23 protein-coding genes are annotated in these 20,072 nt (G+C 47.9%); 13 read left to right on the plus strand and 10 right to left on the minus strand.

The features are described 5' to 3' along the window. Window positions 1-7 precede the first annotated feature (7 nt). The 6 genes from ACFYU8_RS21355 (at window position 8) to ACFYU8_RS21380 (ending at window position 6,701) form a co-directional block, all read left to right on the plus strand. Window positions 8-937, plus strand: coding sequence for a DNA-3-methyladenine glycosylase family protein (locus ACFYU8_RS21355; protein WP_390303528.1), 930 nt, complete (start codon window positions 8-10; stop codon window positions 935-937). A gap of 119 nt (window positions 938-1,056) precedes the next feature. Further along, entirely contained in the window at window positions 1,057-2,391 is a 1,335-nt protein-coding gene (gene brnQ / locus ACFYU8_RS21360; RefSeq protein WP_390303525.1) for a branched-chain amino acid transport system II carrier protein, read from the plus strand. Between the two features lie 194 nt (window positions 2,392-2,585). After that, window positions 2,586-3,284, plus strand: coding sequence for a response regulator transcription factor (locus ACFYU8_RS21365; RefSeq protein ID WP_390303771.1), 699 nt, complete (start codon window positions 2,586-2,588; stop codon window positions 3,282-3,284). After that, entirely contained in the window at window positions 3,284-4,720 is a 1,437-nt protein-coding gene (locus ACFYU8_RS21370) for a sensor histidine kinase (RefSeq protein ID WP_390303522.1), read from the plus strand. The genes ACFYU8_RS21365 and ACFYU8_RS21370 overlap by 1 nt, the downstream gene beginning before the upstream one ends. A gap of 155 nt (window positions 4,721-4,875) precedes the next feature. Next, window positions 4,876-5,247 carry a hypothetical protein gene (locus ACFYU8_RS21375; RefSeq protein ID WP_390303519.1) on the plus strand — a complete coding sequence of 124 codons (372 nt, stop codon included), beginning with the start codon at window positions 4,876-4,878 and terminating at the stop codon, window positions 5,245-5,247. Between the two features lie 434 nt (window positions 5,248-5,681). Further along, entirely contained in the window at window positions 5,682-6,701 is a 1,020-nt protein-coding gene (locus tag ACFYU8_RS21380; RefSeq protein ID WP_390303516.1) for a S66 family peptidase, read from the plus strand. Between the two features lie 66 nt (window positions 6,702-6,767). On the opposite strand, the gene ACFYU8_RS21385 is transcribed toward ACFYU8_RS21380, so the two are convergent. The 3 genes from ACFYU8_RS21385 to ACFYU8_RS21395 all read right to left on the minus strand — a co-directional run bounded on the left by ACFYU8_RS21385 (window position 6,768) and on the right by ACFYU8_RS21395 (window position 8,823). After that, a complete protein-coding gene (locus ACFYU8_RS21385) occupies window positions 6,768-7,706 on the minus strand; it encodes a DMT family transporter (protein WP_390303513.1) in 939 nt (312 codons plus the stop codon). Window positions 7,707-7,852: 146 nt separating this feature from the next. Further along, window positions 7,853-8,371 carry a GNAT family N-acetyltransferase gene (locus ACFYU8_RS21390; RefSeq protein ID WP_390303510.1) on the minus strand — a complete coding sequence of 173 codons (519 nt, stop codon included), beginning with the start codon at window positions 8,369-8,371 and terminating at the stop codon, window positions 7,853-7,855. After that, entirely contained in the window at window positions 8,368-8,823 is a 456-nt protein-coding gene (locus ACFYU8_RS21395) for a DinB family protein (RefSeq protein ID WP_390303507.1), read from the minus strand. Before ACFYU8_RS21395 ends, ACFYU8_RS21390 begins: the two co-directional genes overlap by 4 nt. A 164-nt stretch (window positions 8,824-8,987) precedes the next feature. Here ACFYU8_RS21395 and ACFYU8_RS21400 point away from each other — a divergent pair, with 164 nt between their 5' ends. Beyond that, entirely contained in the window at window positions 8,988-9,398 is a 411-nt protein-coding gene (locus ACFYU8_RS21400) for an acyl-CoA thioesterase (RefSeq protein ID WP_390303504.1), read from the plus strand. A gap of 5 nt (window positions 9,399-9,403) precedes the next feature. On the opposite strand, the gene ACFYU8_RS21405 is transcribed toward ACFYU8_RS21400, so the two are convergent. Beyond that, window positions 9,404-9,805 (minus strand): hypothetical protein, encoded by a 402-nt coding sequence (locus ACFYU8_RS21405; protein ID WP_390303501.1) that lies wholly within the window; start codon window positions 9,803-9,805, stop codon window positions 9,404-9,406. Window positions 9,806-9,905: 100 nt separating this feature from the next. On the opposite strand from ACFYU8_RS21405, the gene ACFYU8_RS21410 reads away from it, so the two are divergent. Continuing rightward, window positions 9,906-10,610 (plus strand): HAD family hydrolase, encoded by a 705-nt coding sequence (locus tag ACFYU8_RS21410; RefSeq protein ID WP_390303498.1) that lies wholly within the window; start codon window positions 9,906-9,908, stop codon window positions 10,608-10,610. 72 nt (window positions 10,611-10,682) lie between these two features. On the opposite strand, the gene ACFYU8_RS21415 is transcribed toward ACFYU8_RS21410, so the two are convergent. Genes ACFYU8_RS21415 through ACFYU8_RS21425 form a run of 3 tightly spaced genes read right to left on the minus strand, consistent with a single transcriptional unit; the run spans window position 10,683 to window position 12,461 of the window. Beyond that, window positions 10,683-10,868, minus strand: coding sequence for a hypothetical protein (locus ACFYU8_RS21415; protein WP_390303496.1), 186 nt, complete (start codon window positions 10,866-10,868; stop codon window positions 10,683-10,685). Then, entirely contained in the window at window positions 10,858-11,778 is a 921-nt protein-coding gene (locus ACFYU8_RS21420; RefSeq protein WP_390303493.1) for an ABC transporter ATP-binding protein, read from the minus strand. The genes ACFYU8_RS21415 and ACFYU8_RS21420 overlap by 11 nt, the downstream gene beginning before the upstream one ends. Further along, the gene (locus ACFYU8_RS21425; protein WP_390303490.1) at window positions 11,778-12,461 is read right to left on the minus strand and encodes an ABC transporter permease; all 684 of its coding nucleotides are present in this window, start codon (window positions 12,459-12,461) and stop codon (window positions 11,778-11,780) included. Before ACFYU8_RS21425 ends, ACFYU8_RS21420 begins: the two co-directional genes overlap by 1 nt. A gap of 138 nt (window positions 12,462-12,599) precedes the next feature. Here ACFYU8_RS21425 and ACFYU8_RS21430 point away from each other — a divergent pair, with 138 nt between their 5' ends. After that, window positions 12,600-13,316: a response regulator transcription factor gene (locus ACFYU8_RS21430; RefSeq protein WP_390303487.1), complete on the plus strand. Its 717-nt coding sequence runs from the start codon at window positions 12,600-12,602 to the stop codon at window positions 13,314-13,316. Then, window positions 13,313-15,052 carry an ATP-binding protein gene (locus ACFYU8_RS21435; protein ID WP_390303484.1) on the plus strand — a complete coding sequence of 580 codons (1,740 nt, stop codon included), beginning with the start codon at window positions 13,313-13,315 and terminating at the stop codon, window positions 15,050-15,052. Before ACFYU8_RS21430 ends, ACFYU8_RS21435 begins: the two co-directional genes overlap by 4 nt. Before the next feature lie 54 nt (window positions 15,053-15,106). Here ACFYU8_RS21435 and ACFYU8_RS21440 read toward each other — a convergent pair whose 3' ends face one another. Beyond that, window positions 15,107-15,601 carry a GNAT family N-acetyltransferase gene (locus ACFYU8_RS21440; protein WP_390303481.1) on the minus strand — a complete coding sequence of 165 codons (495 nt, stop codon included), beginning with the start codon at window positions 15,599-15,601 and terminating at the stop codon, window positions 15,107-15,109. 264 nt (window positions 15,602-15,865) lie between these two features. Further along, window positions 15,866-16,747 (minus strand): YitT family protein, encoded by an 882-nt coding sequence (locus ACFYU8_RS21445; RefSeq protein ID WP_390303478.1) that lies wholly within the window; start codon window positions 16,745-16,747, stop codon window positions 15,866-15,868. Between the two features lie 241 nt (window positions 16,748-16,988). On the opposite strand from ACFYU8_RS21445, the gene ACFYU8_RS21450 reads away from it, so the two are divergent. The 3 genes from ACFYU8_RS21450 (at window position 16,989) to ACFYU8_RS21460 (ending at window position 18,590) form a co-directional block, all read left to right on the plus strand. Continuing rightward, entirely contained in the window at window positions 16,989-17,474 is a 486-nt protein-coding gene (locus tag ACFYU8_RS21450) for an SRPBCC family protein (protein WP_390303475.1), read from the plus strand. Window positions 17,475-17,599: 125 nt separating this feature from the next. After that, window positions 17,600-17,926 (plus strand): YnfA family protein, encoded by a 327-nt coding sequence (locus ACFYU8_RS21455; protein WP_390303472.1) that lies wholly within the window; start codon window positions 17,600-17,602, stop codon window positions 17,924-17,926. A gap of 19 nt (window positions 17,927-17,945) precedes the next feature. Beyond that, a complete protein-coding gene (locus ACFYU8_RS21460) occupies window positions 17,946-18,590 on the plus strand; it encodes a DUF2625 domain-containing protein (RefSeq protein WP_390303469.1) in 645 nt (214 codons plus the stop codon). A gap of 40 nt (window positions 18,591-18,630) precedes the next feature. Here the strand turns inward: ACFYU8_RS21460 and eutH are convergent, their stop codons facing one another. Continuing rightward, entirely contained in the window at window positions 18,631-19,905 is a 1,275-nt protein-coding gene (gene eutH / locus ACFYU8_RS21465) for an ethanolamine utilization protein EutH (RefSeq protein ID WP_144617588.1), read from the minus strand. Window positions 19,906-20,072 lie beyond the last annotated feature (167 nt).

Below are 20,072 nucleotides of genomic sequence, written 5' to 3' on the forward strand. Positions count from 1 at the left end.
GAGTCTTGTGAATTATTCGATTATTCCGCTTACTCCTCCGTATTCTTTTGACCGATTGCTTCGGCGCCTTGAGTCACATCCAGATACGCAGATACGTGTGAATAAAGATAATCATAGCCTAGAGCGAGTCTTTCGAATCGGCTCACGGCCTGTTTTGGTCCGTATGCAATTTATGGGCAGCTTGGAAGAACCAGCACTGCGCTATGAAACACATGAGATTTTGTCCACGACAGACCAGCAGCTGCTAGAAAAAATGCTCCGCCATAGTTTCAGTGCCGATTTGGATCTATCCGTCATATACGAGCAGATGAGGGAGGAAAAGGAACTCGCCATCCTGACCGAGCGGTTTCGCGGACTCCGTCTTATGCTGGATGCAGATTTGTTTCAATGTATGGTCAAGACGATTATCGGGCAGCAGATCAATTTGACCTTTGCAGCCAATTTAACCGAGAAGCTGGTGACACTGGCTGGCGATCCAGTAGAAAACCCAAACGGCGAGGGGATCATCGCTTTTCCTACGCCAGAAGCGGTAGCGAGATTGACAGTGGAGGATTTGCGTTCTCTGCAATTTAGTCAACGAAAAGCAGAGTATATCATCGATTTCGCTCGTGCCCTTGTGAATGAAATGGTAGATTTGGAAAGACTATGGACAATGAAAGACGAGGAAATCATTATGTACCTCACTTCGCTGAGAGGAATTGGACGGTGGACAGTAGAGTGCCTGCTCATGTTTGGGATGGGGCGTCCAGACCTGTTGCCGGCTGCTGACATCGGTTTGCGAAATGGAATTGTTCTCCTCTATGGTATGAAATCGAAGCCAAATGAAAACGATATTCGCAAAATAGGGGAAAAGTGGGCTCCATGGCGTAGTATCTACAGTCTGTATGTATGGGAAGCAGTGGGGGCGATCAAGAGAAAAGAGGTATTTGAACTGTAAAAACTTTCATTTTTAACAAAAGTTCAATAATTTTAAAAAATTAAAGGTTGAATAGTGAGTTAATTTTAAGTTATACTAATGAAAATTTTATTTTACTAAACAATATTGAGAGGATTCATATGAAAGAACTTTCAACGAAAGAAACAATTACAATTGGTTTGATGCTGTTTGCCCTATTCTTTGGAGCAGGGAACATGATTTTTCCGCCAGCGCTAGGACAAGCTGCAGGGGATAATGTTTGGATCGCGATGGTCGGCTTTTTGATTACCGGTGTAGGTTTGCCTTTACTGGGAATCATTGCGGTAGGACTGGCTGGCGGTAATTTGCAAACGATGGCGTCTAGAGTCCATCCGATGTTTGCAGTAGTGTTCACCTTTATTGTTTATCTGTCGATAGGGCCATTCATGGCAATTCCGCGAACAGGTACAGTAACGTTTGAGATGGGCGTGTTGCCATATTTGCCTGAAGCGATGAAAGGCAGTTGGGTACCGCTATTTCTGACAACCATCGTCTATTTTTCCATCACCTTCTGGTTGAGTCTAAACCCGAGCAAGCTGGTGGATCGAATCGGTAAAATCTTAACACCTGCTCTCTTGATCATCATTGGTCTGATGTTTGCCAAATCACTCATTTCTCCTTTGGGTGAGGTGGGACAACCGACAGGCGCCTATCAAGATACAGCGTTCTTCAAAGGCTTTGTCGAAGGCTATCTGACGCTGGATGCATTAGCAGCGATGGTATTTGGTCTGGTAGTAACAACGGCTGTTCAGGCTAGAGGCATCATCGATCGCAAAAAAGTGATGTGGTCGACTATCAAAGCAGCAGTCCTTGCCGCTACTGGGCTTGGACTTGTCTATCTAGCCCTCAGCTATTTGGGAGCGACGAGTGTTTCGTTTGCGAAATCGGCAAACGGCGGTCAGATCCTAACCGGGGTTGTGCATCAACTGTTCGGTCCATTAGGCTCGCTCTTGCTGGGAGCAGCTGTTACGCTTGCTTGCCTCACCACTTCTGTTGGGCTCGTTACAGCGTGCAGTCAATTTTTCTCGAGTCGTATTCCTAGCATCTCCTACAAGAAAATGGCTGTGATCCTGTGTGCGTTCAGTGCTGCGGTAGCAAACGTAGGCTTGACACAGCTGATTACCTTCTCCGTGCCTGTCTTGATGGCGATTTATCCGCTGGCGATCGTACTGATGCTGCTGACGTTCTGCGATCGATTGTTCAATGGACACCGTGCCGTATACGTTGGCGCGATCATGGCAACGGCAGTAATCAGTCTGTTGGATGGCGCTTCCCAGCTCGGATTGTCTATCGATTCGCTGACGCCAATCCTGGAACAATTGCCTCTGTACAAAGTAGGAATTGGATGGCTGGTGCCAGCCTTTGCAGGCGCACTGTTAGGGTTGTTGTGGGCGAGTCTCACACGCAGTGTCCCGATTGTAAGAGAAACCAAGTAAAAAATAAGAGCGAGTGGGCTTTGGGTCCACTCGCTTTTTTTGTTGTCGCACACGAGGTTGTCCTGCTTTTACCAGCTAGATAGGACTTCTATCCGTCCACAACATGGGTGATCTATGTTACCATGGAAAAACGTAAATTGTCTGAACGGCATGTTTCATTCTATGTCGTTTTGGAAGAAGGGGGGTTATTGGCTATGTCCACGATGAAAGTCTTGGTTGCCGATGACGATCCAAACGTACGCGAAATAATTCGCCTTTATTTTGAAAAACAGCAAATCGAGCTCATCGCAGCAACAAATGGACGAGAAGCTCTTGAGATAATGGAAAAGGAACAGCCGGATGTGGTCATTCTCGATGTGATGATGCCACAGTTGGACGGCTTTGAAGCATGTCGGGAAATCCGCAAGAAGTGGGATACACCGATTATTATGCTGACGGCAAAGGATGAGGAGTTTGACCGTGTACTCGGCTTGGAGCTCGGAGCGGATGATTACGTGACGAAGCCGTTTAGTCCACGCGAGATCGTTGCTCGTATCCGCGCGATTATGCGTAGATTGCAACCAAAGCCAAAAGTGGAAGATGAAGCAGCGCTCCGTACCTTTGTTTTTGATCAGTTGACGATTGATCTGGATAAAAGGGAAGTGGTCGTGGCCGGGGAAAAAGTGAGCTTTCGCCCGAAGGAGTTCGATCTCCTCGTTCAACTCGTCAAATCGCCGGGAAGTGTATGGTCAAGGGAGCAATTGCTGGAACAAGTGTGGGGTTTTGATTACTTTGGCGAAGTTCGAACGATCGATGTTCATATTAAAAAGATCAGACAGCGTTTAGACAAGCTCCCTTATGAATGTATTCAAACGGTTTGGGGGATCGGCTATAAGTTTGGGGTGGATAACTGATGCTAGGCATGTCGAAGAGTATCTACCGCAGACTGCTGGTCAGCTTTTTGGCTACCGTTTTGGTGGGGCTGGGGATTACAGGTATCGTTCTCTCCTTTTTTACGAAAGAGTACATCTACAACGCCAAGGAAGAAGAGCTTTTGCGGATGGCAAAAAAAGTGAATACCGCCATCCATAACAGCGATGAAGTAAACAAACGGCTCTTGGACAAGCTGGCGATGCTGGACGAGTCATTTGATACCCGGATCTGGTTATTTGATACGGAAGGAAAAATTGTCGCGACCTCGATGAAGGATGAGATGCTTACGGGCAAGTCCGTGGCAGTTTCCATCGCGGATAACGTGCTGAGCGGAAAAAGCGCGGTAACCGAGCTGCAAATCGAAGGTCTGGATGACCCGATGTTGTCGGTCTCCGTCCCATGGGGCGAAGGCGAAAACGTGTATGGCGGAATTATTTTGCACGCGCCGATTGAAGGAATTGAGAAAACCTTTGGTCAAATGCGCGAGTCGATTCTGTGGGCGACTTTGTTTGGGGTGCTTCTTTCTACGATCATGGTTTCGTATTTGTCATGGTCAATTTCCCGTCCCTTGCGAACCATTGAGAGAACAGCGGCTGAGATTGGTCGCGGGAATTATGCAGAGCGCGTCCAGGTCGATACGTCTGACGAGATCAGCGACTTGGCACAAACGATCAATACGATGGCACAGAAGCTGGAGAAGGTCGAGCAGGAGCGTCATCATCTGGAGCAAGTGCGCAATGATTTTTTGGCGAATGTCTCCCATGAATTGCGTACGCCACTTACCGCGATCCAAGGCTTTCTCGAGGCGTTGCAGGACGGCTTGGTAGAGGAAGAAGAGGCGCGACAGAAGTATTATGCTGTGATGTACACCGAAACGATGCAAGTGAACCGCCTAGTGGATGACCTGATGGACTTGATGAAGCTGGAGAACAACGAAGTAAATCTGGCCAAGTTCCCCGTCGATGTGGCAGATGTGATGAATCGGGTTGCTTTTTCTTTCCACCAAGAAGCAGAGGAAAAAGGGCTTCGCATGGGAGTAGAGGTGGAGGACGAGCTGCCGAGAATTTATGCCGACAAGGACCGGATCGCGCAAATTCTGAAAAATCTGGTGAAGAATGCGCTCAAGTTTACGGCTGAAGGCGAGATTCGTATGCGTGCTGTGATGGAAGAGGAATATGTACAGATTCAAGTGATCGATACAGGGATGGGGATTGCAACAGATGACCTGGACCGCATCTGGGAACGTTTTTTCAAAGTGGATCGGGGACGTTCCAAGAACAATAAAGGGACAGGGCTTGGACTCGCCATCGTAAAAGAGCTGGTAGAGCTGCATGATGGCAAATGCAGAGTGGAGAGCACGCCTGGGAAGGGCAGTACTTTTACGATATGGCTTCCAAGGATTAAGCCGGAGAACTAAATCATGATCCTATCAAAATGATCATGGTCATACTTTTTTCATAATTTGATCATCGTTTTTTCCCACTTTCCTTACAGAATGGTTATCTTTGCCCGTTACGATATAGGTGTGACAGCGAGAAGGTCACGAAGCCAAGGAATGAAAGGGGAATGAACATGAACAAAAAATGGTTCTCCATTGCCACTGTCGCATTACTCCTGTCTGGCAGCTTGGTTGCCTGCTCTAACACAACAGGAACACCAGAACCGGCGACACAACCAGAGGGCACGACAAGCGAAACCGCTCCGGGGTCCTCCACTACTGATAGCGGACAATCGACCGATAACTCGGTTTCGCAAGATCAGTCTACAACAGATGCTTCTGCGGACAGCTCTGATGCATCGACGGACACAGGTTCGTCTACGGAAGCACCTGCGGCAGATGCCAACTCTGATGCAGGTACCAGCACTGCTTCGCCTGGTGCTGCGGGAACCGAAAGCAGCGGTTCCACTGGACAGTCTACAACGACTGACGCCAGCAAGAAGTAATCATTCACGAACTGGAAACACGTTTGTTTTAACTCCTCTACTTCCCTCCCGTTTTATATACCTTGATGACGGCTATAGGCCGTCTTTTTTTTGTCTAAGAAAAGTAGCCGTAGTGAGGAGAAGTGCATTTCCAGTCTACGCTTCGGCCTACGCCCTACTGAGGGTGTGGACTGTCCGCTCCGAAATAAATGGCGAGAGCGCTTCAAACGTAGAAGTTTCATGAAGGATTTCATAAGTGACGCTGAAATTCCCCGCCATGTATTTCAGAGCTGGGTGGGCTCCAGAGGCGCTAGGACTGGAAATGCACGCACTTCTCCTTTCGCAGCTTTTTAAGACCAGTATTTTCTTATCAATAGTGATACAGGAAGTCTGGAAAATACTTTGGTGATATGTGGTATGATTATCCAAAATCAGACATAGCGGGAGGGAGAAGCATGATCACATATCCAACGTTGAAAAAGGGCGCTACTATAGGTGTAACTGCGCCATCATCAGGTGTACCAGAGTATATGCATGAACTAATTAATCTGGCATGCAGTCGTATGGAGAGCAGAGGATATACCATCGTCTGCAAAGATACAGTCTGGACACAGGAAAAAGCCAAGTCAGCTCCTGCCACAAACCGCGCAGCCGAATTGAACTCACTGATGCAAGATGAAAACGTCGATGTCATCATCCCTCCCTGGGGTGGCGAGCTGTTAATTGAGATTTTAGACAAGCTTGATTATCATGCCATGCAACCCAAATGGGTGTTAGGCTATTCAGATGTGAGTGTGCTGTTGCTCGCGATTACATTAACAACGGGGATCGCCACGGCCCATGGGACGAATTTGGTGGATCTGCGCGGAACAGATATGGATGAAACGACGGCCATGTGGGAAACGGTTCTGTCAACGCAAAAGGGCGAGTCGGTTTTGCAGTACTCTTCCCGGATGTATCAAAAGGAATGGGAGCATACGAATCCTTCCCCGCACATCTTTCACCTGACGGAACCGACAATATGGAAAACGACAGAGACGATGCCTCATGTAAATATGCAGGGACGGCTACTTGGCGGCTGCATTGATGTCATTAGGCATATAATCGGCACACCATATGGGGATGTGCAAACGTTCCAAAAAGAACAAATCGGTAATGAAGCGATCATCTGGTATTTGGAAAACTGTGAGCTTTCTACGACTGATCTGCGCAGATCATTGGTACAAATGAAGCTGGCGGGATGGTTTGAGCATTGTGCTGGGATTATGTTTGGTCGCAGCCCAGCGAATCAGGCGGTCGACGGCTATACGGTAGAAGACGTATATCGAGAGCTGGCTGCTGAGCTGCAAGTCCCTGTCCTCTACGATATAGATTGTGGGCATATGCCGCCGCAAATCACGTTTATTAATGGAGCATTTGCTGAAGTAGAGCTGTCTTTCGAAAAAGGAAGTGTACGGCAATATTTTCGTCCATAAGCACAAGAAAACGAGGGCTTCCCAACGAATGGGGAAGTCCTCGTAGCATGTAAGTATACATGATTTTTAGGCTTGCTTCTCGTTGTAATGGGGCAGTTGTTGTCCGTTCGTCGCTTCACGAGTTCGCAGAGTGGATATGGCGACACCGAGGAAAATAAATGCTCCACCGGCGAAAAAGCCGACACCCAAATGCTCATGTAGCAACAGCCAGCCTAAAAATGCACCGACAATGGGCTGAACAAAAAAGAACCCGGCCCCACTCCCTGCGGGCATTAGCTCGAAGCCTTTGTTCCACAAATAAAAAGCACCTGCGGTAGAAATCATCCCGATATAGAGAACGCCTGCCCAGATGTCCCAACCAAATTGCCAGGAGACGGGCGTGACAGACAGCTCCCAGAACATGAGTGGGCTCGTAAAGATGATGCCAAAAAGTGCTACATAGGTGGTGACGAGCAGGGATGAATAGCGCTGTGTCGCCTTTTTACTGAGAACGGTATACAATCCCCAGCTAATCGCTGCTACGAACAAAATCAGGTTGCCTGCCAGGGAGGACTGTGCGTCAGCTTGATCTGGAACTCCGATGACAATGATGACACCAATCGTCGCTAACAAGATACCCGCTGCCTGCTTCAGATGGATGCGCTCCTTTAATAGCCAGACCGCAAAAATAGCAATAAAGGCAGGCGATGCAGAGGTAATCAATGCACCCATGTGAGCAGTAGACAGCTTTGTACCGAGAAATTGCGCGGCGATTGAGATTGTGACCCCGACGAAGGAGATCGCCATCAGCAGAGGATAATCTTTTTTCGCGATACGTTCCTTGCGCGTAATGGTAAATGCCCCCAACACGACTAAAGCAATGCAAAAGCGCAAAATCAATAGGGTGAATGGTGGAATCACTTCCAATACGACCTTGCTTACGACATAAACACCGCCCCAGATCGCTGCGGCGAGAGTCAGGCAGACAGCTCCCAAAAACATTTGTTTCCATTGTGATTGTGACATACCAAGTCCCTCCCGGAATAATGAATCAATCATTCGAGTGTTATTCCGTAGCCGGGAGGCAGTAAGAGAACCGCTTCCTCACCGACTAGGAGAGGAGGGTGGGCACATCATTTTCAAAAAGGCGACGGTTCATGAATTTCACCTCCTTAATTTGAAGGGGTTAGCCACTTGGCTACCAGCAGCACCGGTTGTGTCAGACGACCGACTGGTGCCTCCACCTGACGATACTGCTCATAGCCAAGTCGTCCCCAGAAAAGAAGAGCGGGTTCATTATGGGCAATGACACCGTGATGAACATGCTGACTGCCGTGTTGGATGCAGAAGGCTTCCATGAGTGACACTGCTTCTTTTCCAAAGCCCTGCTGCTGGTAATCGGCATGCAGGAGCAAGAGACTAATCCAGCTTTTTGGATCGCTTTCACTGGAGAGGACGATATGGATGACTCCGATGATCGTACCTTCACGAGTAATGGCGAGCCAATGCCCGGAAGGTATAGCTATGGTGGCGTCATATTCGGCTTCCAGTTCAGCAAGACTTACAGTGCTCGTGCCGTTTCGAAGCTGATTGTACGCTGGATTACTGTTGTAGGTGGCGAGTAAGTCGGGCAAGTCCTCGCGCAGCAATTCGCGAATGATGAGCCGCGCACCTGTCAGAATGAGACTCATTGAGGCCCTCCGTACTTTCGGATAAGTCCGATCTGTCCGCCGTGGTAGCCCATATGATAGATCAGACGACCAAGTGCCTGACGGGGAGTCAGCGTGGCGATCGGTGCGTCACAGGGGATGTCCCACGCGTCTTTTGGCAGGGCAGCCAAGGAATCCTGCAAGTAAATGTAGGAAGCCTCTTTGAAGGCAAGCAAGGCAGACAAGTCGGTAAAGTTTCCTTCATCTCGGACAGGTCCAATCGTGGTCAGGGTGACTTCTGGAGGGAGCGGTCGCCCGAAAAACATCATACAGAATCGATACTCCACTTCTGCGATGTGATGAATCAAAAATCCAATGGAATTGGAGCCCGGGGCCAGCTTCCAGCCTAGCTCGGATTCATCCAAATGGACGAGTGCATCCTGATACCGCGAGCGAGCTGTTTGTAAGGTCGGCAATAATTCTTGTTCGAACATCCAATCTTCCTTTCTGGTGAAGAAGTGAAGGTGCACAAGTAGATGTATCCTTATTATAGGAAAAAGATCAGGAAAGAACAGCAGGATCATTCGGAATATTTTGAATGAATGTTCACTCAGCCACCTGAATTCGTTATACTGAAGAAAAACAAGGAGTGAGAACGATGGCTCATCGTTATAGGCTAACCGTGCGTTCTACTGATATTGACGTAATCGGACATGTGAACAATGCCAAGTATTTAGAGTATATGGAGTGGGCGCGTTTTGAGTGGATATGGGAGCAAGGATTTACGCTGGATGAATTGAGGCGACGGGCCATCATGCCGGTAGTGGTCAATATTAACATTAACTACCGCAAAGAGTTGAAGATGCGTGAAGAGGTAACGGCGATTACCACAGTAGTCAAGGTGGGTGAAAAAAGCTTCGTCATCCGCCAGGAGCTGTACAACGCCGCAGATGTTTTAGTGGCGGACGCCGATGTGACGATGGTCATGATCGATGCGAATACACGCCAATCTATTTCTTTGCCAGTTGAGTTGAAAGAGGCATTGCTGGTGGAATTGCCACAAAGCTAAAGGCTTTAGGATGATTTGCGAATAAAATCTAGGCGGAAATTATTCCATTCAAGAGCACGCAACGCCAATGTCTCCAAGATACGTTCATGGCGATCTTGACCTTCCTTTAATTCGGCAGCATCTTGCTTCAAAATGGCGACATCCTGCTTGAGCACGGCGACATCTTGCTTCAGTTCGGCGACGTCCTGCTTGAGCACGGCGACATCTTGCTTCAGTTCGGCAACATCCTGCTTGAGCACGGCGACATCCTGCTTCAGTTCGGCAACATCGGCTTTTAATTGGTGAACCTCCATAGTCAAAGCGTCCATCTTGGCATCCAATTCGTCCTGCCGATCCATAAGAGCGCGAGTAACCAGACGCAACTCATTCATACCCTCTATCAAAATATCCAGTTTTTCGTTAGACATGTTTCCACCTCCTTATTTCCGTTACAATGATCATAACAAAAGACAGAATCATATGCACAATGAAATCAGCAAGGAAAAAGGAAGGGGAAGCAACGAAGCCATGTCCAAATTTACAACAATCCTATTTGATCTCGACGACACTCTCTTTGATTTTTCAGCTTGCTGGGAGAAAGGGATGCAGCAGACGATTGCGACCCATGCACTTACAGCAGAACTAGACCAAGAGAAATTCCTTGGGGATCTACGGCGCCACGGCGATGATTTATGGGTTGATGTAATTGCCAAACGCTACGATTTTACACAATACAGAAGGCTGCGTTTCCAGCGAGCCATGGCTGATTATAACCGACAGATTGAAGTGGAGCAGGTCGACGATTTTCAACGCGCGTATCAGGCGGCATGCATGGATGCAGCCCAGCCAGATGCCATTGTTTTGTCCACCATTGCGAAGCTATCAGAAGAGTATACACTGGGGATTGTCACCAATGGCCCTGTCGATATGGCTTTTATCAAGCTGGAGCGGTTGGGCTTGTCTGCGTATTTTCCTCGGGAGCAGGTGTTTATCTCCGAAATCATCGGACATCATAAGCCCGATCTACGAATATATGAACATGTTCGCGAAAAGCTCGGCATCGAGAGTAAGCAGGTGCTGTTCGTCGGAGATACGTGGGAGGCAGATGTAGCAGGCGCAATGGACGCAGGTTTCTCAGCTGTCTGGATCAATCCACGAGGGAAGAAGCCTACTTCCGAGCATCAACCACTCGCTGTCATTGAGCGACTGGATCAGCTTCTCGCAATCTTGTAGAAAAAAGCAGCTCATTGCCCTATAGCCGCATAACTTGCAGGCTGTTTTCGGGGGCAATCAAGCTGCTTTTTTCTAAGTATGTTCTTGCTTCTTTTGTTCCTTGCGTTTTGCGTACTGCTTTCTCATGAAAAAGATGAGATTGAGGACAATCAGGCCAATCGTGATCGACATACTTCCGGCGGTCATGCTTTTTCCTACATAGATGTTGTAGAGCAGCATTCCAGAAAGTAGTACGGCAAAAGCAAGATTAAGCTTCATGAGATTCTTCCCCCATAAATATTCGTTCGAGCGAAGGTACTTCAACGTTCACGCCATATATATCGACGCGTGCCTGAACAAGAGCACGAACGAGGGTCGCCACTTTTTGATCGTCATCGACCTGAAGAGAGAGCCGTCCTTCCTCCCAAATCGCATTGCGCCCGAGGGATTCGATAAAGGTGCGCAGGTTTACGGAATCCTCAGCAGCAAAAGCAGAGTGACGAACATTCACGGATCGCCATGCCAGATGGGCAGCCTGCAGCTCATTGAGAGTGCCGAGTGAACTGATTTTTCCGCTTTTCATGATGGCGATACGGGTACAGATTTTCTCGACTTCATTCAAATTGTGCGAGGTCATGAAGATTGTTTTTCCTTGTTGATGGAGCTTCCGGAGCAAATTTTGAATGTGCAGGCCTGATTCGACGTCCACGCCAGAAGTAGGTTCATCAAGGAAGATGAGCTCCGGATCACCGACTAATGCTTGGGCAATACCCAGCTTTTTTTTCATCCCGAAAGAAAAAGTTTTGGCTTTGCGGGATGCATGCTCCTCAAGCTCAACGGCTGTCAGGATGCGCATACATTCTTCCTTTGTTAATGGGACACCTTTGACCCGAGCGAAATAGTGCAGGTGCTCCGCAGGAGATAAATGGTCATAGAAAGTGGAGTAATCCGGCAGTACGCCAATTCGTTTTTTCCATCCTTCTGTATGGGCATCCTCTCCAAACATGCGAATGGTGCCAGCTGTCGGAACCAGAATGCCCGTAAGCATATTGATAAAGGTCGATTTTCCAGCGCCGTTGCGACCGAGGAATCCGAAAATCTCCCCGCTGTGCACAGTAAGACTGACGTCGTTCACGACTGTGCGATTGCCAAAGCGCTTGTTCAATTGAATGGTCTCGATCATTGCCATTAACAATCCCTCCGTCGGAATATAAACATAGAAGCGATCAGAAATGCTGCTGCATAGAGCCAGATGAAGCCTGTCCAGGCACCGCCTTTTTCCATAAATTTAAAAGGCGTCAGGTATGCGAACCATGGTGCAGCTGGGTGACTGGAAAAGGTGCTCCACAGCCCGAGTCCTGGTAGGATCAGTGCGATCACAATTCCCAAAAACATTGTGTAGCTGGGGCGTGGTATCACGAGTGAGAGCAGCAGTGCCAGCGAGATGCAATAGATAAGTAGGGATACGCAGAGATAAAAGGTTTTGGCGTCAAAGGTTTGCACGGTGGCGAAAACTACGCCAAACGTAATAATCATGCAGGTTAACCAGAAGAACGCGACACCGAGAAATTTCCCCAAAATGATCTGATTGCGCGAAGTACGGGTGACGAGAAAGCGAATCGTCCTGCCCGCTAACTCACGATTTATGACATCATGGGACAGGCTGAATACAAACAAGGGCCCGAACAGCATGATGAGTGCAAAGATACCAAGCGCATGTCCCTGCGCCAGCTCCTTTTGCGGGAGAAAGCTTGCTGCTTGATTGACGAGGTCAGAAACCAAATACGAGATGCCGACGATAAAGGCAACCGTAATCAACGACTTTATACTTTTAAACAATCGAAAAAATTCGTGTTGGCAAATAGCCCACATAGGTGAATCCGCTCCTTTCTCCTTTATCATAATGGCCATACCTTTCCCTGACTGAAACGCTACCTTACCATTTCCTTATCTTTTTCGTTGGTGGCGTTTCTCATGATAGAATGAATGACATCAAGGGAGGGAACGGACATGGAGAAAGAAGCAAGAATCTTGCTGGTAGATGATGAAGAAGCGATTTTGCAGATGCTCCAAACCGTGCTGCAAAAGGAAGGCTTCGTCCAGATCGATACATGTACGACAGCAGTAGAGGCAATTCGTCTCGTGGAGGAGAAGACGTACGACTTGTTGATTCTGGATGTCATGCTGCCTGATAAAAATGGATTTGAGCTGTGCGGAGCAGTGCGCCAGCGGACGAAGGCACCGATCTTTTTTCTGACAGCAAAGGGCACGGATTTTGATAAATTAAGCGGATTTGCTTATGGAGCGGATGATTACATTACGAAGCCATTTCATCCATTAGAGGTCGTTGCCAGGATGAAGGCTCATCTGCGCAGAACCTTGGGGGGATCTGCGCCAAACCCGGAAGAAAAGCGCTTTGATTTTGGGCGTTTTCAAGTAAATGTGGAGGCAGCCGAGCTGTTCGTGAATGGAGAACGAGTGGACTGCCCGGCGCAAGTCTTTTCATTGCTCGTCTTTTTCTGCCAGCATCCGAACCGGGTATTTACGAAAGAACAAATTTACGATCATGTATGGAAAGACGAGTACGGGATGTTTGATGAAAATACAGTCATGGTGCACATTCACAAACTGCGCCAGCGCATAGAAGAAAATCCGGGACAGCCAAAGCTCCTGGTCACGGTGAGAGGGCTGGGCTACAAGCTGGTTAGTCCGGCAAGACAGTCATGAATTTGCGTAACAAGCTGATCTTTCAATATGTCCGGCAACTGTTCGGGTTTCTCCTCATCTTACTGTTGTTTCTGATTATCGCGATGCTAGGGTTAGGCTGGCGGATCATGAACGAGCAATTGTCCATCGATTTGTCCAGGCTGGATGCGTCTGATTTGACGTTGAAGATAGAGTATGAGGGGGAGCGTATTCGCGTCAATCCGGAAATCGAGAAGAGCGTGGCGAGACACCAAGGCTGGTTGCAGATCATCGACAAGCACGGCAAAATCCTTTACAGCTATCGGACACCTGCTGATGTTCCCAGTCAATTTGGGCCAGGGGAGTGGATTAGTTATGTAGAAGATCGTGATGCTTCTCGCTATCACATCAAGCACTGGGTCATCAACAAATCCGATGAAAACATAATCATCCTCTACGGAACTCCCGCCCCGGAAAAAGAACTGCTAAAGCGCTTGATCGAAGGTAAGACTGGCGGGAGCAAGGAGACATGGGACGAGCTGAACAAACGATTTTCCCAGGAGCAGGCATGGTATTTGGTATACGATCGTGCAGGAAAGCTCCTCCACCAATGGAATCACCCGAACGCTTCTGCCCAGCTAGACATGACGGAAGCTCTCCAGAACGGCGAGACAGCAAAAAATGTTCCTGTCCATATCACGAGCCGATATGACACGAAGAGCGACTTGACGTATGTAGTGGGCACTCCGAATCCAACCTACCAGTCTGGTGTCCAAGAGACGTCTGAGGATGCCATGGTCAAGGAAACGTTTCTTCAGATCGGTATTCTTTTGATCCTGGTCGTTCTATTCGCAGGCAGCTGGTATGCGTGGCGGGTCGGTAAGCCGCTCTTGCACATGGTGAATTGGCTAGAAAGACTGGCCCAAGGTCGCTACGAGGAGCCCACCGGGAAAAAAGGGAAACCAATCGGAAGGAATTGGCGAGGAAAAGAAAAGAAGTCATTTCGTGTGTTCAAGGATGTGTTTGACGCTCTCCGGCATCTGAGTGAAACGTTGCGCTCCAATGAAAAGCTTCAGCAAGAAATGGAGCAGACGCGAGAGGAATGGATTACCGGGCTCTCTCATGATCTCAAGACACCGCTTAGCTCGATTTACGGTTATGCTACCTTTTTGGAGTCCGAGCAGTATGAATGGGACAGAAGGGAAGTCAACCAATTTGGGAGAACGATCCGGGAAAAATCAGATTACATGAACGGGCTGATAGAGGATTTGAATTTGACCTATCGCCTCAAGAACCAAGCTTTGCCGATGGCCAAACAAGCTGTCGCGATCGTAGAAACCATTCGCAGGATTGTGGTCGATATGGTGAATGATCCGAACTCGTCTTTGCATGACATCGAATTTTCGTCGAATGTCCAATCGATAACGGCCGAGGTCGATCCAATCTGGTTTCGCCGCATCATCGTCAACATTTTGACGAACGCGATCAAGTATACTCCGGAAGGCACACACGTGCTCGTAGAAGTACAGTCGATTGCAGCAGATCGGTTTGTGGTTAGAATTGCGGATAATGGTCCGGGCATGGATGATACGACACTGGCTAATCTGTTCGAGAGATACTACCGTGGTGGGCATACAAAGGAGGATACCAGTGGAACGGGACTAGGCATGGCAATAGCCAAGCAGCTCGTTTTGGCTCACGGGGGAGAGATTAAGGTGGAGAGCAAGCTGGGTAGCGGAACTGTTGTCGTGATGACCTTTCCTGCCGTCAACGGCTAGGTAGTTTTCATAAGGAAAGCCAAGGGATTCGCGTTGTCCCTTGGCTTTTTTCTGCTAGGGTCTCGAGAGGAATGTTTGTATGACTTTGCTATCCTCTAGACGCTCTTGATAGTGATTGGCTGTGTAATCGCGGATGCTGGCACGCCAGAAGCCGATGGCAGGCACGTTGTTTTCCAATTGAAAGACTTCCCATGCACCAGGGAACATTTGAAAGATTTGATGAGACACGGCTTTCCCAATCCCCAGTCGACGGTAGCGTTTCATGATAAAAAATTCAGCAATGGAGTAGATGGATGGCAAATCTGGATCAGAGCCGGTGAGCATGCGGACGAGGACAAAACCGGCCAGCTTACCATTCACCTTGATAAAAAAGGGATGGCGTTCTGGTTCGATCCAATACTTGTCAAAGTAGTCGTAACCAAACAAACCATCATCATCTACTTCGAAAGGCTCAAACTCAGTGAAGTCGTACGTATACAGCTCCAACAGTTGCTTGAGAGCGTGCTTCTGTTCAAAAGGAACTCGTTCTATCAAGAATGCTTGATTCACTGAGAAAACCTCCTTTTTTCCCCCTGAGATATACGAGTATCGTACTCTATTTTTTGGGGGGTGGAAACATATGGGAGACATTTCTTTACAGAACCTCACACAAGCGTTCATTTTGCCCGAGACGGTTCCAGTCAGGGCAAGAAAGCAGCCATCCGGTGATCCGCCGGGCGGCTGTAAAAGAGACTTCCTTTTATTTGTTAATGACAAAAGTACCCTATAGACAGACGTCTTCAAACGCCTACTCTATAGGGTACCATTTTCTCGTTAATGAATCGCATTCTTCTTAAACTGCCCGCCGCGCACATCGTGAATGTTGCCGACAGCCAAGAAGGCATTCTCGTCCACTTCTTCCACGATCAGCTTCATCTTGGCTTCTTCCAATCGTGTAATGATGCAGAAAATTACTTTCTTGTCGTCTCCAGTATAGCCGCCTTCACCATTCAAATAGGTAACACCACGGCCCAGACGAGCAACAATCGCATCTCCCAAATCCTTGTGATTGTCGCTAATGATCCATACCGCTTTAGACTCCTGGAAGCCTTCGATGGTCAGATCGATCATTTTGAATGCAATGTAATAGGCGATCAGCGAGTACATCGCGCGATCCCAACCGAATACAAATCCGGCACTGCTCAAAATGAATAAGTTCATGAACATTACGATCTCACCAACGGAGAACGGAGATTTCTTGTTAAGTAGTACAGCAACGATCTCTGTACCGTCCAGAGAGCCTCCATAACGGAGAACGAGTCCTACACCAATCCCGAGTAGGATACCCCCGAATACAGCAGCAAGGAGGGGATCATCCGTTAGCCCTTTGACAGGGTGAAGCAGTGTCGTTCCAATTGACATGATCGTAACCCCGAAGAGGGTCGAGAGTGCAAACGTTTTTCCGATTTGCTTGTACCCTATGATTAAGAAGGGCAAGTTAAGCACGAAAAGGAAAACGCCAAGAGGCAACCCAGACAGATGCGAGGTAATAATCGAGATACCTACGATTCCACCGTCGATAATATTGTTCGGTACGAGAAAAATCTCGAGTGCTACCGAGAACAGGGAAGCACCAATCAGGATACCGAAGACCCTCTTGAGCAATTTTCCAATGGGTAATTTTTGATGAGCCGATTTTGCAAGTGGTTGTTCCATCGTTCCTCTCCCCATTGTGAAATTTTTTACTTACTTAGCTATTATAGCATTCATTCTAATGCGATTACTGCACAATTACACTTTTTAGTAAAAAATATTCCATTCAGACTTGTTCAGACTAATTTATACGCTTGAAATCTCGTTCGGGCGTGAGAGTGAAGATAGCGAGTGTTCTGTATTGACTGGTTATACAGAAATTGCTATTTTCAAACTGTTAGGAAAATAGTTGGGGGGAAGATACATGGGTTTCTTCAAAACGGAGATAGAAGTATCATCATCCATAGAGCTGGTTTGGTGGGCATGGACACGAGAGGAACGGCTTGTTCAGTGGTTTGCGCCTGATGCAACGATTGAGCCGTATCTGGGCGGAGCGTACGAATTGTACTTCCATCCAGCCAATCGCGACCAGATGGGGACGAAAGGGTGCATCATTACCCATTTTGAACCGAAGGAGCGCCTGGGCTTTACCTGGAAGGGACCGGATGAGTTCGCAGATACCATGAATCACGAAGATGCTTTGACTTACGTGCTTGTCACCTTTTCTGAAGCAGAGGGGGAAACACAAGTATTGGTCGAGCATTTCGGTTGGAAAGAGGGGGAGGAGTGGGAAAAGGCTCGGGGCTGGCATGAAATGGCTTGGTCTCATGTTTTGGGGAGCCTGAAATCTGCACTTGAATCGGGCAAAGGAGATCTGTGCTGCTCTCCACAGGCTGCCCATCAAGAGTAGATTTTGGGGATTCGTCCATCACGGCGAGCCAATGTGATGATTACATATACAGACTATGAGGGACAATCAGATAATAGACGTGATCTTTGCACTTACTCGTTTTGATAGGAAAAGAGGAAACATAGATGACAGTATCGATACTATTGTTTATTTTGGCGGGATTAGCAGAAATCGGCGGGGGATATTTGGTATGGCTTTGGCTAAAAGAGTCCAAGCCATACTGGTACGGTATCGTCGGGGCGCTGATCCTGGTGCTGTACGGAATCATTCCTACGCTTCAAAGCTTCCCTTCCTTCGGGCGGGTATATGCCGCCTATGGAGGGGTTTTTATCATTCTTGCTGTTTTTTGGGGATGGTTGGTGGATAAAAAGACACCGGATTTATATGACTGGGTGGGCGCTTTCATCTGCCTGATCGGAGTGAGCGTCATCTTATGGGCACCGCGCCAATAGCTTAGGAGTGGAGACTGAAATGAAAAGCTTTGAGGAATTGCATTGCGAAGAGGATTCAGCGATTGAAGAAATAAAAGAATGGCAGTCAGCATCAGACCGGGAGATTACGATTCTTCCATCTGATCAGAAGAAAGGGAAAAAACAGCTTGTTGATTTACAAGTAACCACGAGGTCAACTCTCGGGGCTGTTGCTTTTGAAACAGGCGGGATTCTGATTCACCAAGGCTGGCTACGGATTCTAGGGTCAGGCCATCCGCATTTTCCTCGTTCCATCACTTCTTGGAATCAGCAATGTGCCATGAACCAGATGCTGCTGGTAGCAGACGATGTCATAGGGGGATTCTTTGCGATCAATGGTGGAATGTTCCCCGATTCGTTAGGCGGTATCTGGTATTTTGCTCCGGACAGTCTCGCATGGGAGGATCTTGAAATTGGCTATACCGACTTTTTGCACTGGACAATGACGGGGGATATCTATACATTTTATGAGACATTTTTCTGGAAGGATTGGGAGAAGGACGTTTCCAAGCTAAAAGGCGATGAAATGTTCGTGATCTATCCTTTTTTGTGGTCAAAAGAAGCGCGTGAATTAACGATGGAGGGGTGCTCAAAAAAGCCGGTACCTGCATTTGAAATTTGGGAGATGAACCAGAAGGTTGTATAAAGGAAAAAAGAGCGGCCCATGAAGGACCGCTCTTTTGGTTTTATTGTTTGGTTGCTGCAACTTCAGCTTGAGCGCTATTAGGATGATCCAAGTACTCATCTGGTCCGATAATTCCCGCAGCACGATCTTGTTTTTCCAGTTCAAGTGCTTTCGGAACGGAGAGCCAGTAAGCAAAAGCAATCCCGATAATACCTGCACCCAATTTACCAATCATGACCGGCAAGATAATGTTTGGTTGGAAGTTAGCCGAGAAGGACAAGTGGTCACCCAGCAAGAAAGCTGAACAAACCGCAAAGGAAATGTTGATAACCTTGTCTTTTGGCGGCATGGAACGAATGAGACGGAACATAGCCAGGATGTTCGCGCTAGTTGCGAGCAAGCCTGCACTACCAGAAGGGCTCATGCCCAACTTATTGCCCAATACTTCGAGTGGCTTCGCTGCATATTTACGCAGCATGTAAACCATTGGGAACGCACCTGCGAGCATGATACCGATGTAACCAGCGGTCTCCAACGCACGGTATTGGTCGGTTGGATCGGCGATGATCGGATCGAAGCCCCAAGCTCCGAAAATCTTTGTAAAGATGCCAGTAAAGTGTTGCACGATCGAGAATACGAGAACGAGCTTGATACCTGCATCCATTGTCTTTCCGAAAATCATGAAGCTTTTAATCATCAAGTCTGGCAGGAAGCGCAGACCAGCAGCAATCGCTAGTACGAAGAACAAAATAGGTGAAAGGTTCAGAAGTACCTGTCCGAAGCCAATGGCAAAAGCATAAGTCGATTCAGCGTTCGTCGAGATTTCAGCACGAACCTCTGCATTTGTCAAAACAAGAATGGCACTAGAGATAAAAGCACCAATCGGAACAGTCAAAATACCGGACATTACACCAAGCGCCATGTATTTATGGTCGCGCTTGTCCAACATAGCAAGGCCCATTGGGATGGAGAACACGATCGTAGCACCGGCCATCAGACCGACGATCATAGCCATAACCCATCCTTCCGTGGTGGTTTTCAGAAGGTTTGCCAACTGATAGCCACCCATGTCAGATGCGAGAATCGCAGTTGCCGCAATCGCAGGATCTGCTCCAATTTTGTTGAAGATGGGTGATACCGCTTTTTCTACGAACCAAGAGATGTACGGGAGGGACGCCATAATACCAGCAGCAGGAACGAAGATGTAACCTGTTGAGTGAATCCCTTCCATGAACTCCTTACCGAGACCCTCATCGCTGTTGCGGATCGCGGCAATGGCACCAATTACTGCACATAACATGATGATGTAAATAATTACGCTTCCAATGTGCTCCATGGATATCCCACCTTTTTGCGGATGTAAACAATAAAAGCACTTAGGATCTCATGAATGAATGAGATATACCCTAAGCGCCTTTGCTTATTTTGTATGAACTTGTTTACAGGGTATGGCAATAACAACCAGCTGGAACCGCTTTCATAGCTCACTAAAAATAAACGAAA

Origin of the sequence: Brevibacillus sp. NPDC003359 (assembly GCF_042878995.1) — a bacterium.
Lineage (GTDB): Bacteria > Bacillota > Bacilli > Brevibacillales > Brevibacillaceae > Brevibacillus.